At 46.1% G+C, this 12,900-nt stretch carries 13 protein-coding genes and 1 riboswitch; of the genes, 9 read left to right on the top strand and 4 right to left on the bottom strand.

The window, feature by feature from the left end; all coding sequences use genetic code 11:
• Positions 1-253: hypothetical protein (locus CK1_RS17540; RefSeq protein ID WP_306289041.1), on the top strand; the 253-nt coding region annotated here is incomplete at its 5' end.
• Between the two features lie 116 nt (positions 254-369).
• Here CK1_RS17540 and CK1_RS17535 read toward each other — a convergent pair.
• Complete coding sequence (locus CK1_RS17535; RefSeq protein WP_015527467.1) at positions 370-1,599, bottom strand: chloride channel protein; 1,230 nt, start codon at positions 1,597-1,599, stop codon at positions 370-372.
• Positions 1,600-1,659: 60 nt separating this feature from the next.
• A riboswitch (Fluoride riboswitch) is annotated at positions 1,660-1,732 on the bottom strand.
• A 179-nt stretch (positions 1,733-1,911) separates the two neighbouring features.
• On the opposite strand from CK1_RS17535, the gene CK1_RS17530 reads away from it, so the two are divergent.
• Positions 1,912-2,475 carry a prolyl-tRNA synthetase associated domain-containing protein gene (locus CK1_RS17530; RefSeq protein WP_015527466.1) on the top strand — a complete coding sequence of 188 codons (564 nt, stop codon included), beginning with the start codon at positions 1,912-1,914 and terminating at the stop codon, positions 2,473-2,475.
• Between the two features lie 4 nt (positions 2,476-2,479).
• On the opposite strand, the gene CK1_RS17525 is transcribed toward CK1_RS17530, so the two are convergent.
• Positions 2,480-3,421 carry a glycosyltransferase family 2 protein gene (locus CK1_RS17525; RefSeq protein WP_015527465.1) on the bottom strand — a complete coding sequence of 314 codons (942 nt, stop codon included), beginning with the start codon at positions 3,419-3,421 and terminating at the stop codon, positions 2,480-2,482.
• 196 nt (positions 3,422-3,617) lie between these two features.
• Here CK1_RS17525 and CK1_RS17520 point away from each other — a divergent pair, with 196 nt between their 5' ends.
• The 5 genes from CK1_RS17520 to xylB all read left to right on the top strand — a co-directional run bounded on the left by CK1_RS17520 (position 3,618) and on the right by xylB (position 9,384).
• The gene (locus tag CK1_RS17520) at positions 3,618-4,592 is read left to right on the top strand and encodes a bile acid:sodium symporter family protein (protein ID WP_015527464.1); all 975 of its coding nucleotides are present in this window, start codon (positions 3,618-3,620) and stop codon (positions 4,590-4,592) included.
• Positions 4,576-5,427, top strand: a complete 852-nt coding sequence (locus CK1_RS17515; protein ID WP_015527463.1) for an AraC family transcriptional regulator — start codon at positions 4,576-4,578, stop codon at positions 5,425-5,427. Before CK1_RS17520 ends, CK1_RS17515 begins: the two co-directional genes overlap by 17 nt.
• Positions 5,428-5,539: 112 nt before the next feature.
• Positions 5,540-6,157: a DUF4867 family protein gene (locus CK1_RS17510; RefSeq protein WP_306289040.1), complete on the top strand. Its 618-nt coding sequence runs from the start codon at positions 5,540-5,542 to the stop codon at positions 6,155-6,157.
• An 83-nt stretch (positions 6,158-6,240) separates the two neighbouring features.
• Positions 6,241-7,725, top strand: a complete 1,485-nt coding sequence (locus CK1_RS17505; protein WP_015527462.1) for an L-fucose/L-arabinose isomerase family protein — start codon at positions 6,241-6,243, stop codon at positions 7,723-7,725.
• A gap of 198 nt (positions 7,726-7,923) precedes the next feature.
• On the top strand, positions 7,924-9,384 hold the full coding sequence (gene xylB, locus CK1_RS17500; RefSeq protein ID WP_015527461.1) for a xylulokinase: 1,461 nt from the start codon (positions 7,924-7,926) through the stop codon (positions 9,382-9,384).
• A 74-nt stretch (positions 9,385-9,458) separates the two neighbouring features.
• On the opposite strand, the gene CK1_RS17495 is transcribed toward xylB, so the two are convergent.
• The gene (locus tag CK1_RS17495; protein WP_015527460.1) at positions 9,459-10,187 is read right to left on the bottom strand and encodes a helix-turn-helix transcriptional regulator; all 729 of its coding nucleotides are present in this window, start codon (positions 10,185-10,187) and stop codon (positions 9,459-9,461) included.
• Entirely contained in the window at positions 10,151-10,348 is a 198-nt protein-coding gene (locus tag CK1_RS17490; RefSeq protein WP_306289039.1) for a hypothetical protein, read from the bottom strand. The genes CK1_RS17495 and CK1_RS17490 overlap by 37 nt, the downstream gene beginning before the upstream one ends.
• 336 nt (positions 10,349-10,684) lie before the next feature.
• On the opposite strand from CK1_RS17490, the gene CK1_RS17485 reads away from it, so the two are divergent.
• On the top strand, positions 10,685-11,929 hold the full coding sequence (locus tag CK1_RS17485; protein ID WP_015527457.1) for a galactokinase: 1,245 nt from the start codon (positions 10,685-10,687) through the stop codon (positions 11,927-11,929).
• Between the two features lie 358 nt (positions 11,930-12,287).
• Complete coding sequence (locus tag CK1_RS17480) at positions 12,288-12,677, top strand: hypothetical protein (RefSeq protein ID WP_015527456.1); 390 nt, start codon at positions 12,288-12,290, stop codon at positions 12,675-12,677.
• Positions 12,678-12,900 lie beyond the last annotated feature (223 nt).

Below are 12,900 nucleotides of genomic sequence, written 5' to 3'. Positions count from 1 at the left end.
GGATATTCGTTTTACATTTGTAATCCAGGTAGATGAAATGAATGATTATCTGCAGGAAATTTTTTATGAAAGCCAGGGAATTTTTATGGATAAGCACAGAAGCCGGCTGCCTGTATTATATATACGCAAACACGATATCCTGAAAGTAAAATGGGCTGATAATGATTCAAAATATATAAGTATCAATAAGGAAATGAGAAAAGAGTTAAAGAAAATATATGATGATTCGGAGATAGAATCCATTAATAGCTGAAGAAAGGAATCATATGGCGAATCTGATATCCTTAGAAGTCCATTACCTTTAGGTGATGGGTAGTTCACTCGGTCACAACCGAGTCAGCCATGACCGAATAAAAAATATGTACATATCTACTTCTCAAACCTGCAAAGCGCCTTCTGCTGTGCTCCATAAATGGAGTGATTTCCATTGATCAGATAAGCGAGGATGCATACCAGGATAAGGGGGAGGGTGTTTCGGGTGCCGAAGACTTCCAGGCCGATGAGGATCGGGGCGATGAGGGTGTTGGTGGCGCTGCCGAATACTGCGGCGTAGCCAAGTGCCCCGCAGATAATGGGAGGGATCCCGAGGATGGAACCTAGGACGACTCCAAGGGAAGCGCCGATGGAGAACAGTGGTGTCACTTCGCCGCCCTGAAAACCGATGGCAAGTGTAAATACAGTAAACAGAAGCTTCAGAATCCAGTCATATCCGTAGATCGTATCTCCGGCAAAGGAAGCAGAGATGAGATTGGTTCCAAGACCTGTGTAGCGTCCGCCGTGGATCACAAACAGCAGAGCTGCCAGTGGAATGGCCATGACAGCGATGCGGATCAGCGGATTTGAAATTTTTTCCCCGAATGATTTCTTTGCTTTCTGAAGAAGTACGGAAAAGCATCGTCCGGCGAGACCAAAGGTAAGTCCGAGGGCAATGAGAGAGATCATGCTTCGGAGATCGGTCACGGTCCAGGTGTCTTGGATATCCACCGCAAATTTTTCAAGTCCCAGGAAATGGGAGGTGAAGGAGGCTGTATATGCGGCAATAAGTGCCGGCAGCAGCGCATCGTACTCAAGATATCCGGCAACGATCACCTCCATGGCAAAAAATACAGCGGCCAGTGGTGTCTGGAACAGACCGCCAAAACCGGCAGCCATACCGGTGATCAGCATGACAGGCGTATTTTCCTGGATATGTAGCCTGCGTCCGGCCTCGTGGGAGAGTGTAGCACCGATCTGCACGGCAACACCTTCACGGCCGGCACTTCCTCCAAAGAGATGAGTGATCCAGGTGCCGAGCATTACCAGAGGGACAAGGGCCAGAGGAATCTGGTCTCTTTTTTTCTGCCCGGTTTCGAAGATCAGGGACATGCCCTTTAAGCTTAAGGTGCTGAAATGATGATACATCCACACAATAAGAAGTCCGGCCAGAGGCAGGAAGGGCAGCAGATATCGCCAGTGTGCGGTGCGAAAAGCAGAGATCGCCAGCAGGCCCCGGCCGAAGATGGTGTCTACGATCCCGACGCAGATTCCCACGACCACTGCAAGGACTGCGTATTTCAGCTGCAGGATCCGATGTTCTTTTTGGATAGTTTCTTTTGTCATAGTAACTCCTTTCAATCTCCCGGATCTTAAAAATTCATCAAAAAAGCTGGTAACCCCGTGCATTGCACAGAAGTCATCAGCTCAGTGGCGGTTTCGATAAAGATCGGGGGAGAACTTCATTCCCTTTCTGCCTGAGAGTATAGCATCCGAGGCTGATATCGTCAATAGTCAGACGGAAATCCGGAGTATCTTATTTGCTACAGGTGTGCTATGATTAAACAAATCGGCAGGTTACGGGTAAAACAGTAAAGCGTAATATGCTGCGGCTAAGACCTGCACATATGAGAATGTAAAAATAACGGAGGAGACACCATGGAAGAACCAAGAATTGACAAAACGATCTATACAGGAAGACCGGAGAACACCGAGGGCCGTCTGGAGAAGGAAATCGCAGTGTACGATTTTCTGGATAGTCTTGGGATTGAATATAAAAGAGCAGATCATGAAGCACTGATGACCATGGAGGCCTGCGAGGCAGTGGATCAGCTTCTGGGAGCGCAGATATGCAAAAATCTTTTTCTCTGCAACCGACAGAAAACGGATTTCTATCTGCTGCTGATGCCGGGAGAGAAGCCGTTTAAAACAAAATTTCTGTCCAAACAGATCGGAACAGCCAGACTTTCCTTTGCAGACGGAGAGCAGATGGAGGAATATCTGAACATTACACCGGGGTCCTTAAGTCTGATGGGACTGGTCTTTGATAAAGAAAAGAAGGTACACCTGGTGATCGATAAAGAAGTTCTGGATGAAGAATATTTCGGATGCCATCCGTGTATCAATACTTCCACTCTGTTGATGAAGACCAGTGATGTAAAAGAAAAAATCCTGCCGGCGCTGGGCCACGAATATCAGGTGGTCGAGCTGCCGACAGAATAGAAAATCAACGTATGGGTGTAAAGTCCTTTTTGTTGGACTCTGCTATGATGTAATGGGGGCGCTGCTTGACCTCCATATAGGTTTTGGCTATGTATTGTCCCATGATACCCAGGCAGAAAAGCTGCAGGCCGCCGATGAAGATGATGACACAGATGGTGGAAGCCCAGCCTGGGACCGGATCATCGAAGATCAGCTTTCGGACGATGATGGCTACCAGGACCAGAAAGGAAAAACCGGTCATGGTCGTTCCGAACCAGGAGGCGATGGTCAGCGGTACCTGAGAAAAATTGATGATGCCGCTGACGGCGTATTTAAACAGCTTCCAGAAGTTCCATTTGGTCTCACCGGCTACGCGTTCGATATTTTTGTAGGGGAGCCAGCAGGTGCGGAAACCGATCCAGCCGAAGATTCCCTTGGAGAAGCGGTTGTACTCACTCATGGAGACGATGGCATCCACCATACTGCGCTTCATCAGACGGAAGTCTCTGGCGCCGTCCACAATATCTGCATCCGAGATCTTATTGATCAGCTGATAAAATTTCCGGGCAAAAAAGCTCCGGATAGGTGGCTCTCCGTCACGGCTGACACGTCTGGTGGCAACGCTGTCATATTCTCCGGATTCCAGCTTCTCCAGCATTTCCGGGAGAAGGGACGGCGGATCCTGAAGATCAGCGTCCATTACTGCTACATAATCGCCGCCGGCATTGCAGAAGCCTGCATACATGGCAGCTTCTTTTCCGAAGTTTCTGGAAAAAGAAAGATAGATCACATGAGGATCCTTTTCGGAAAGCTCTTTTAAAATCTCAAGGGTTCTGTCTCTGGAACCGTCATTCACAAAGATCAGCTCATAATCACAGTTCATTTGCCTGAGGACAGAAGTGGCTTCCGGGTAAAAAAGCGGAAGGGATTCTTCCTCATTGAAGCATGGTATAATTAAAGAAATCATTTTTTGCCTCGTTTTCCAGATCATAAAAAATGATCATTTTGGCGGATATCTGTAGTCCGCCTTGGTTTCAGGTTGCTTTTGGATGGGTACTATCATATCATATTTGTCCGGAATCGGCTATAAAACAGGGGATTTTTTTCTTGCACCGCTGTTTTTTTGTGATAAACTGTAAAAAAAGACAAACAAGAGGTGTGATATGCTGGAAAAATTTAACAGCTTTATTGAGAAATGGATGGCTTTTGTGACGCCGGCCTGTCTGCTTACGGGGGTACTGTTTCCGGATATTGCAAAGCATGGCGTGCCCTATGTGACGTATGCTTTTGCATTTATGACCTTTATCGGTGCGCTGAAATCCAGGTTCCGTGATGTAGCAGATGTGTTTAAGCGGCCGCTTCCGCTGATCCTGATGCTGCTGATCCTTCATGTGCTGGGACCGGTGGCCGCCTGCGGTCTGGGACATCTTCTGTTCCCGGGCAATATGAATTATATCACAGGAATGGTGCTGGAATTTTCCGTACCTGCAGCGGTGATCAGTCTGATGTGGGTGTCCATTTATAATGGAAACAGTCCGCTGTCACTTTCGCTGGTTGTGATCGATACGATCCTGGCTCCCTTTCTGATCCCGGCAGTATTGAAGCTCCTGGTGGGCTCCAGCGTAAAAATGGATACTGTGGGAATGATGAAGGAGCTGGTTTTCATGATCGCTCTGCCGGCAGTCCTTGCCATGTGCCTTAATGAAGTCAGCCATGGAAAGGTTATGGAGACCTGGCCGAAAAAGCTGGCACCTTTTTCAAAAATGTGCCTGATCTTTGTGGTAACCTCCAATTCCTCCAAGGTTTCTCCTTATATGAAGCATCTTAACGGAGAACGGCTGGAGGTAGCAGCAGCGATCCTGGTCCTGGCAGCAGGGGGATATGCCATTGGCTGGATCATTGCCATTCTTACAAGACAGAATAAAGAGGCAACGGTTTCCATGATCTATGGTTCCGGAATGCGGAACATCAGCGCCGGTGCGGTGATCGCGGGAGCGTATTTTCCGGCGGAAACATTATTTCCGGTTATGATCGGAACGTTATTTCAGCAGATCCTGGCGGCTTTTTACGGAAGTATGATGCGCCGGGTCCAGACCGGACAGCAGGAAAGGGAGAAGGAGCATGGAGTTTCAGCATGAATTGATCATTCCCAATGAAGGATTTCCTTTTAAGCTTTTTCTTTTTGAAGGAAGAAACGGAAATTATGTAAGGGAAAAACACTGGCATACTTCGATCGAGATCTTTGCGGTGATGGAGGGGAGCCTTTATTTCTATATCGATGAGAAAGAGTATCCTCTGAAGGCAGGGGAGTTTCTGATCATTAATTCCAATGAAGTACATTCTATTCAGGCGCCAGTACGTAATGAGACCATCGTACTGCAGATCCCGCTGAAGCAGTTTTCGGATTATTTTACCGCTCAGAGGTTCATCCGTTTTCGGAGCAGAAACGAAGAGTCTGAGGAAACAGACAGGCGGATGGTTTCTCTGATCCGGGAGATGTATCGGGTGTACGTATCCGGGGAAACGGGGTACGAATTCCGTATCAGGGCAGTGTTCTATGAAGTCCTTTATCTTATGGTTTCCGCATACAGGGAAACAGAGGTGGAGGAGAATGCGCTGAAGATCAGCCGCAGATTGGATGCTTTGTCAAAAATAACCACTTATATGCGGGAGCATTACAAGGAGGATCTCAGGCTTTCCGGACTTGCAGCCATGTTCGGATATTCCGATGCATATCTGTCAAGGATGTTCCGAAAATATGCGAAGGTCAATTTTAAGACATATTTACAGGATATCCGCATGGCATACGCCTATAAGGAGCTTTTGCATACAGATCATACCATCAGCTCTATCGCACTTGACAACGGGTTTGCAAGCAGCAGGGCTTTTTCCAGGGAATTTGTAAAGCGTTACGGGATCCTGCCGGGAAGAGTGGAGCGTCAGAATCATAAAAATGTCAAAAAAGTGCTATGAATGAGTCAAGAAAAGCGGCGAAAAGCATACCATGATGTGGTATGCTTTTTTCAGTTCAAAACGAAGATACAGAGAAGCTGTGAAACAGTAATTTTGTAAGGAGGGTTAAATCGTGAAAATTCAGAAAGTAACAGATCCGGCTTTCCGCAGATACGGAAAGGTTCTGGAGGGATACAATTTCGGTCCGCTTCTGAAGGAGATGAAGCATACACCGGTTCCGGAGGATGTGGTATATGTTCCGTCAGCAGAGGAGCTGGAAGCTCTCGATGTGGAAAAAGAGCTGAAAAACAGAGCGTTTGGTGGATTACCTGTCCAGATCGGATATTGCAATGGTCACAATAAAAAGCTGAATGCCCTGGAATATCATCGGAATTCCGAGATCAATGTAGCAGTGACAGATCTTGTACTGCTTATCGGACATCAGCAGGATATAGGAGAGGATCTTACATACGATACCTCAAAGGTGGAGGCATTTCTGGTACCGGCAGGAACCGGGATCGAGGTTTATGCCACAACGCTCCACTATGCACCGTGCCATGTGAATGAGAGTGGATTTCAGTGTGTAGTTGTTCTTCCGAGAGGAACCAACACAGAGATTGATTTTTCGATGTCAGAGGACGGAGAGGACGGTCTGATGACAGCCAGAAATAAATGGCTTATCGCTCATGAGGATGCGAAGATCGAAGGCGCATTCAACGGATTGAAGGGTGAAAATATCACACTTGACTGATTTTGGGTGAAGTGAATAGTTACAAACGAACAATAATATCACCGGTGGAAAATCTGCCGGATATAAAAAGGAGAATGAAGATTATGAACAACATGCCAGAAGTTAAGATCGGAATCGTTGCAGTCAGCAGAGATTGTTTTCCGGAAAGCCTTTCCGTAAACAGGAGAAAAGCTCTTGTAGACGCTTACACAAAGAAATACGATGCAAAGGATATCTACGAATGTCCGGTCTGTATCGTAGAGAGTGAGATCCATATGGTCCAGGCTCTGGAGGATATCAAAAAAGCAGGCTGTAACGCACTCTGTGTATATCTTGGAAACTTCGGACCGGAGATTTCTGAGACCCTTCTTGCAAAGCATTTCGAGGGACCGAAGATGTTTATCGCAGCAGCTGAGGAAACACAGGATAATCTCTGCCAGGGACGTGGAGATGCTTACTGCGGTATGCTGAATGCAAGCTACAACCTGCAGCTTCGTAATGTAAAAGCCTATATTCCGGAGTATCCGGTAGGTGATGCAGAGGACTGTGCGGATATGATCCATGAATTCCTTCCTATCGCAAGAGCGATCGAGGGATTGAGCAACCTGAAGATCATCAGCTTCGGACCGCGTCCTACAAACTTCCTTGCCTGCAATGCACCGATCAAACAGCTTTACAACCTTGGCGTTGAGATCGAGGAGAACTCAGAACTGGATCTTTTCGAGGCATTCAACAAGCATGAAGGTGATGAAAGGATCCCGGCGATCGTAAAAGAGATGGAAGAAGAGCTTGGTGCGGGAAACAAGAAACCTGAGATCCTTCCGAAGCTTGCACAGTACGAGCTGACTCTGAAGGACTGGGTAAGAGATCATAAAGGATATCGTAAATATGTAACACTGACAGGAAAATGCTGGCCTGCATTCCAGACACAGTTTGGATTTGTTCCATGTTATGTAAACAGTCGTCTGACAGCACAGGGCATTCCAGTATCCTGTGAGGTTGATATCTATGGTACATTAAGTGAGTTTATTGGACAGGTAGTAAGTGATGATATCGTTACACTTCTTGATATCAACAATTCCGTTCCGAAGGATATGTACAAAGAATCTATTGAAGGAAAATTCAACTATACACTTCAGGATACCTTTATGGGATTCCATTGTGGAAACACAGCATCCAGCAAGCTGTCCTTCTGTGAGATGAAATATCAGATGATCATGGCAAGATCCCTTCCGATCGAGGTTACAAACGGAACTCTTGAGGGAGATATCAAGCCTGGAGATATCACCTTCTATCGTCTGCAGAGTACAGCGGACAACAAGCTTCGTGCATATATCGCACACGGCGAGGTTCTTCCGGTTGCAACACGTTCCTTCGGTGCTATCGGTGTATTTGCAATTCCGGAGATGGGACGTTTCTACCGTCACGTGCTGATCGAGGGAGGATTCCCGCATCACGGTGCTGTAGCATTCGGACATCACGGAAAAGCTCTCTTCGAGGTGTTCAAATACATTGGTGTACCGGTTGAAGAGATCGGTTACAATCAGCCGGCAGGCGTGAGATATCCGACAGAGAATCCTTGGAGATAATTAAAACAGGCAGGTAAGATCATCCGTACGTGCTGCCTGATACAAGCAAGTCCCCACTCACTGCTTATTGCTTTTCGTAACCCCGCAGGGGACGTTCTTGATTTGGTTAAATACGATTCAGAAACCGCGGGCTCTCAGGCGTGCAGGCGTTGCGAACTGAGGGCTGCGGTTTCTGTATTTACAGGAGGAAAAATTACTATGTATTATATTGGCGTTGATCTTGGAACTTCCGCTGTAAAGCTTCTTCTTATGGAAGGATCCGGAAAGATCTGCAACATCGTATCAAAAGAATATCCGCTGTTTTTTCCACATCCGGGCTGGTCTGAGCAGAATCCGGAGGACTGGTTCGCTCAGAGTATGGAAGGGATCAAAGAGCTCACAGAAGGGATTGACCGCAAAGAAGTAGCAGGAATCGGTTTTGGCGGCCAGATGCACGGTCTTGTAACTCTGGATAAAGATGACAATGTGATCCGTCCGGCGATTCTCTGGAATGATGGCCGTACCGGCGAGGAGACAGAATACCTGAATTCAGTCATCGGAAAAGATAAACTTTCTCAGTACACAGCAAACATTGCATTTGCAGGCTTCACTGCACCAAAGATCCTCTGGATGCAGAAGCATGAACCTGAGAATTTTAAAAAGGTTGTAAAGATCATGCTTCCGAAGGATTATCTTGCCTATCGCTTAAGCGGATCCTTCTGCACAGATGTATCCGATGCTTCCGGTATGCTTCTTCTGGATGTGAAGAACCGCTGCTGGTCAAAGGAAATGCTTGAGATCTGCCATATCACAGAGGAACAGCTTCCGAAGCTGTACGAGAGCTGGCAGGTAGTCGGAAACCTGAAAGCGGAAGTTGCAAAAGAGCTTGGCTTCTCAGAGGATGTGAAGGTTGTAGCAGGTGCAGGCGACAATGCTGCGGCAGCTGTCGGAACAGGAACGGTTGGCGATGGCCAGTGCAACATTTCCCTTGGAACATCCGGTACGATCTTTATTTCCAGCAAAGATTTCGGAGTGGATGAAAACAATGCACTGCATTCCTTTGACCATGCAGATGGAAGCTATCATCTGATGGGATGCATGTTAAGCGCTGCTTCCTGCAACAAATGGTGGTCAGAGGAGATCCTTAAGACAAAGGATTTCGCGGCAGAGCAGGCACCGATCCAAAAGCTTGGCGAGAATCAGGTATTCTTCCTTCCATATCTGATGGGAGAGAGATCTCCGCATAACAACCCGGATGCAAGAGGCGTATTTTTCGGAATGTCCATGGATACCACGAGAGCAGATATGACCCAGGCAGTTCTGGAAGGAGTTGCTTTCGGACTTCGTGATTCTCTGGAGGTTGCAAGAAGCCTCGGGATCCATATTGAGCGCACCAAGATCTGCGGCGGCGGAGCCAAGAGCCCTCTTTGGAAAAAGATCATTGCAAATGTGATGAACCTGAAGGTGGATGTGCCGGAGAATGAGGAAGGTCCGTCCATGGGCGGTGCAATGCTGGCAGCAGTAGGCTGCGGTGAATACCCGGATGTGGAAACGATCTGTAATAAGCTGGTCAGGGTAGTAGATACGGTAGAACCGGAACCGGAGCTGGTTGCAAAATATGAAGAAAAATACCGGAAATTCCGCAAACTGTATCCGGCAATGAAAGAGCTGTTCAGATAACAGCCATTTTCACAGATAAATATTGTTCTGCTTTATAGGTATGGAGCACTAAACGGTTAAAGATCAGGAGCATGTCACAGCTCCTGATTTTTTCTGTACTGTCTTGGTGTACAGCCCTTGATTTTCGTAAAGACCTTTGTGTAATAATTAGAGTCCGAAAAACCGGACAGTAGTCCTGATTCCGTAATAGAACAGGAGGGATTTTCCAGATATTCCAGGCTGCGTTCAATGCGGTATTCCTGGATGTATCCGAAGAGAGTGATATTCATACATTTTTTGAAAAGCCGGCTGCATTCGCTGGGACTTAAGTGGATCAGGTCTGCAACATCATTCAGGAGAATCTTTTCAGAGTAGTGTTCTGCGATATAGGACATGATCTGACGGATGCGGCGGTAGTTTTCTTCATCCTGACCGGATGGAAGAGTTGCCTGGGAGATCGTATTTTCATACAAGATTTTCCAGAAGTGCTGCAGTTTGGCGATGATCTCAAATTCATACATGGGTTTCCGGCTACTGTCCAGGTCGATGATGTCACGGATATCTTTTATGGCCTCGGAATGCCATTTACAGGATAGATCAAGCGGTACAGCGGACAGGGAAAAGCTTCGGAGGATCGGTTCTGTATATTTCTGGAAAAGAAGGCTTCCCGAAAATCCGTAGATCAGTTTGGGGTCAAAGGTTATGGGGATATACTGACAGTCCTGATCCTGATACATATATCCGGCATGAAGGGCATTGGCATTGCCAAAGATTGCCTGTCCCTCTTTCAGGTGAAAGGTATTCTGATTGATCTTGTAGAGCATTTCGCCTTTTTTATATAGGTAAGCTCGATCTCCGGATGCCAGTGCCACAGAAAGGAACCGGTCTCATAGCCGGAAAGCCGCTCGTAGCTTACCAGGAATGGGAAGGAGCTGTCTCCGTGTTTTTTCAGTTCTTTTCCGGCGGGATCTGTGATGATCTGCAAGGTGTTACCTCCTTCCTTCTGTGCGCGGATTCTGAAGTGTATATCTGCTTTTCATAGTGGAATTTATTTTATCAGAAAAGGCAGAAAATGCAAAGGGATATTCCGGGATCACCACAAAATAATACGGTTTTTACACAAAATTGTTATGGACAGAAAAGACGGGACTGTTATAATAAAAGTACATGAAGCGTTACTATTCACTGGTGATATTCTGCGCATTGCGAAGTGTGTTGCTGAGAACGGAGTGAACAGTAACCATGAAGCGTGACAGAGCGGAAGATTTTTTCAGGTTCTTCCGGATCTGGGGTGTAAACTATATAACAGGAGGAAGAAAAAATGGGAACAATTAAAATTCCGGCAGCAGAAGTGCTGAAAAAAATCTATGGCGAGACAGAGGAGAGCAGCGCCCGTTATACCAATCTTGCTGTGAATTTCGAGAAGAAATATCATCATGACAAGGCAGAGTTTTTTACTGCTCCGGGCCGTACGGAGATCATTGGCAACCATGTTGATCATAACGGCGGTCAGATCATTGCGGCAAGTATTGATCTGGATACCATCGGTGCTGCTTATCCAAACGGAACCAATGTGATCCATATGATCAGTGAGGGTTACAAACAGGAAGTAGTTGTTGATCTTGACAAGCTCAGCACAGAAACCTATACAAAAGGTACAGATGCTCTTGTTGCAGGTATTATGGAGTATATGCAGAAAAAAGGCTATGCTACCGGTGGATTTGACGCTTATGTTTCCACCAAGGTTATTGCCGCTGCAGGTGTAAGCTCCTCTGCTTCCTTTGAGATGCTTGTATGTGCGATCACCAATTATTTCTTTAATGAAGGTAAGCTGGAGTATGGCGAGTATGCGAGAGCAGGTCAGTATGCTGAGAATGTTTACTGGAAAAAGGCTTCCGGTCTGATGGACCAGATGGCTTGTGCTGCCGGTGGCCCGATCCTTCTGGATTTCTCTGATAAAGAGAATATCAGCTGTGAGAAGATTGCATTTTCCTTTGAGGATATGGGCTGCAGACTTGTGATCGTAAATACCGGTAAGGGCCATGCAGATCTCAGTGAGGAATATTCCTCTATTCCTATGGAGATGCGTGAGGCTGCGAAGGCTATGGGCGTAGAGCTTCTCTGTGAGTCCAGTATGGAGAATCTTCTGGCACATGTGAAGGATATTCCGAATGACCGTGCTGTTCTTCGTGCGATGCATTTTTATGAAGAGAACAGACGTGTTGCAGATGCTGTGAAGGCTGTTGAGAATAAAGACGGTGAGGGATTCCTGCGCCTTCTTGAAGAGTCTGGTAATTCTTCCTGGGAGTGGCTGCAGAACTGTTATTCTCTACAGAATTGCAAGGAGCAGAAGATTACGTTGAGTCTGGCGCTTACCAAGCTGTTTCTGAATAAGATCGGTGCTGGTATCTGCAGAGTTCATGGTGGTGGTTTTGCAGGAGTTATCATGTGCGTGCTTCCAATCGAGAACGCAGATGCGTATGTGGACTATATGGCTCAGTATGTTGGAAGGGAAAATGTCTATCCGATGAATATCAGGAGTACAGGGGCTGTTCATGTTGAGTGATTTTTGACGGCATAACGAACGTCATGGAGGGCGATTCGTTTCCGAATGCGGCTTTGGCGGCATCCGGAAATGAACCGCCCTTTGCGCTGTACTATGATTTTTTATTTTTTAATCAAAATTTTATGATTTGTTTCTGATTTAAATTTATGGGTTATGGTATAATGAGAAAAATTTTAAGAGAGTAATAAAAAAGAATTTGCAGAAGTTTTCAAGGTGATGTTTCTGGAGTTGTTTTGAGTTTTGTTTTTTCATTATATTTCATAAGAAAGGTTTGACATATTTATGAGCAGAAGAGAGTTTCTTGAGGTTTTACGGGGGCAGCTGTCCGGACAGATGACCCAGGGGAGAGCTGCGGCTCATGTGCGGTAATTATGAGGATTACATTCAGTCTCAGGTCCGGAACGGCCGAAGTGAATCAGATGTTCTGGCAGAACTGGGGGATCCCAGGCTGATTGCCAAGACTTTGATTGATACAGATGACAGTGCAGCTGTTTATGATGAGTCCGGTTATTCTGAAGAGAGCTACGGTGCAGATGATTATGCGGATAATGGGACGGAGAGCAGTGCCGGAAAGACAAGAAGCTTTAAACTGGATCTGAGTACATGGTATGGGAAGGCGATCGTGATCGCCATTGCAGCGTTAATTGTGATACTTTTAACAACTGTTTTGGTGGCAGTTGCTCCATTTTTGATAATTTTTGGTATAGTTTTGTATTTAATATCCTGGTACAGGAAGAAAAAAGTGTAATTGTTCCACAACAGCTGTGAGTTAAAGACAATTTCCGTGTAATGAAATGGATTGCTTGTGAAAAAAGTATTTATAAGATTTGCATAAAAAATATGTGTTTGGTCTTGATTTATAGTGGATTTTACTGTATAATCTGGATTAACAAGTTGAGATTGTGTCTGTTTTGTATAAAAACAGATGATGCCATTGAGAAGAGAGAACGGCAGAAGATATACATCGAAGG

The sequence above is a fragment of the Ruminococcus sp. SR1/5 genome (assembly GCF_000209835.1).
Taxonomy (GTDB): domain Bacteria; phylum Bacillota; class Clostridia; order Lachnospirales; family Lachnospiraceae; genus Blautia_A; species Blautia_A fusiformis.
The sequence above is the reverse complement of the archived record's forward strand: the minus strand, read 5'-3'. Positions and strand labels throughout refer to the sequence as shown.

Excerpts from the sequence above, each read along its gene's own strand:
- CK1_RS17520 (WP_015527464.1), top strand. The coding sequence starts at position 3,618 with ATGCTGGAAAAATTTAACAGCTTTATTGAGAAATGGATGGCTTTTGTG.
- CK1_RS17495 (WP_015527460.1), bottom strand. The coding sequence starts at position 10,187 with ATGCTCTACAAGATCAATCAGAATACCTTTCACCTGAAAGAGGGACAG.
- CK1_RS17525 (WP_015527465.1), bottom strand. The coding sequence starts at position 3,421 with ATGATTTCTTTAATTATACCATGCTTCAATGAGGAAGAATCCCTTCCG.
- CK1_RS17480 (WP_015527456.1), top strand. The coding sequence starts at position 12,288 with ATGTGCGGTAATTATGAGGATTACATTCAGTCTCAGGTCCGGAACGGC.
- xylB (WP_015527461.1), top strand. The coding sequence starts at position 7,924 with ATGTATTATATTGGCGTTGATCTTGGAACTTCCGCTGTAAAGCTTCTT.
- CK1_RS17485 (WP_015527457.1), top strand. The coding sequence starts at position 10,685 with ATGGGAACAATTAAAATTCCGGCAGCAGAAGTGCTGAAAAAAATCTAT.
- CK1_RS17515 (WP_015527463.1), top strand. The coding sequence starts at position 4,576 with ATGGAGTTTCAGCATGAATTGATCATTCCCAATGAAGGATTTCCTTTT.
- CK1_RS17535 (WP_015527467.1), bottom strand. The coding sequence starts at position 1,599 with ATGACAAAAGAAACTATCCAAAAAGAACATCGGATCCTGCAGCTGAAA.
- CK1_RS17530 (WP_015527466.1), top strand. The coding sequence starts at position 1,912 with ATGGAAGAACCAAGAATTGACAAAACGATCTATACAGGAAGACCGGAG.
- CK1_RS17505 (WP_015527462.1), top strand. The coding sequence starts at position 6,241 with ATGAACAACATGCCAGAAGTTAAGATCGGAATCGTTGCAGTCAGCAGA.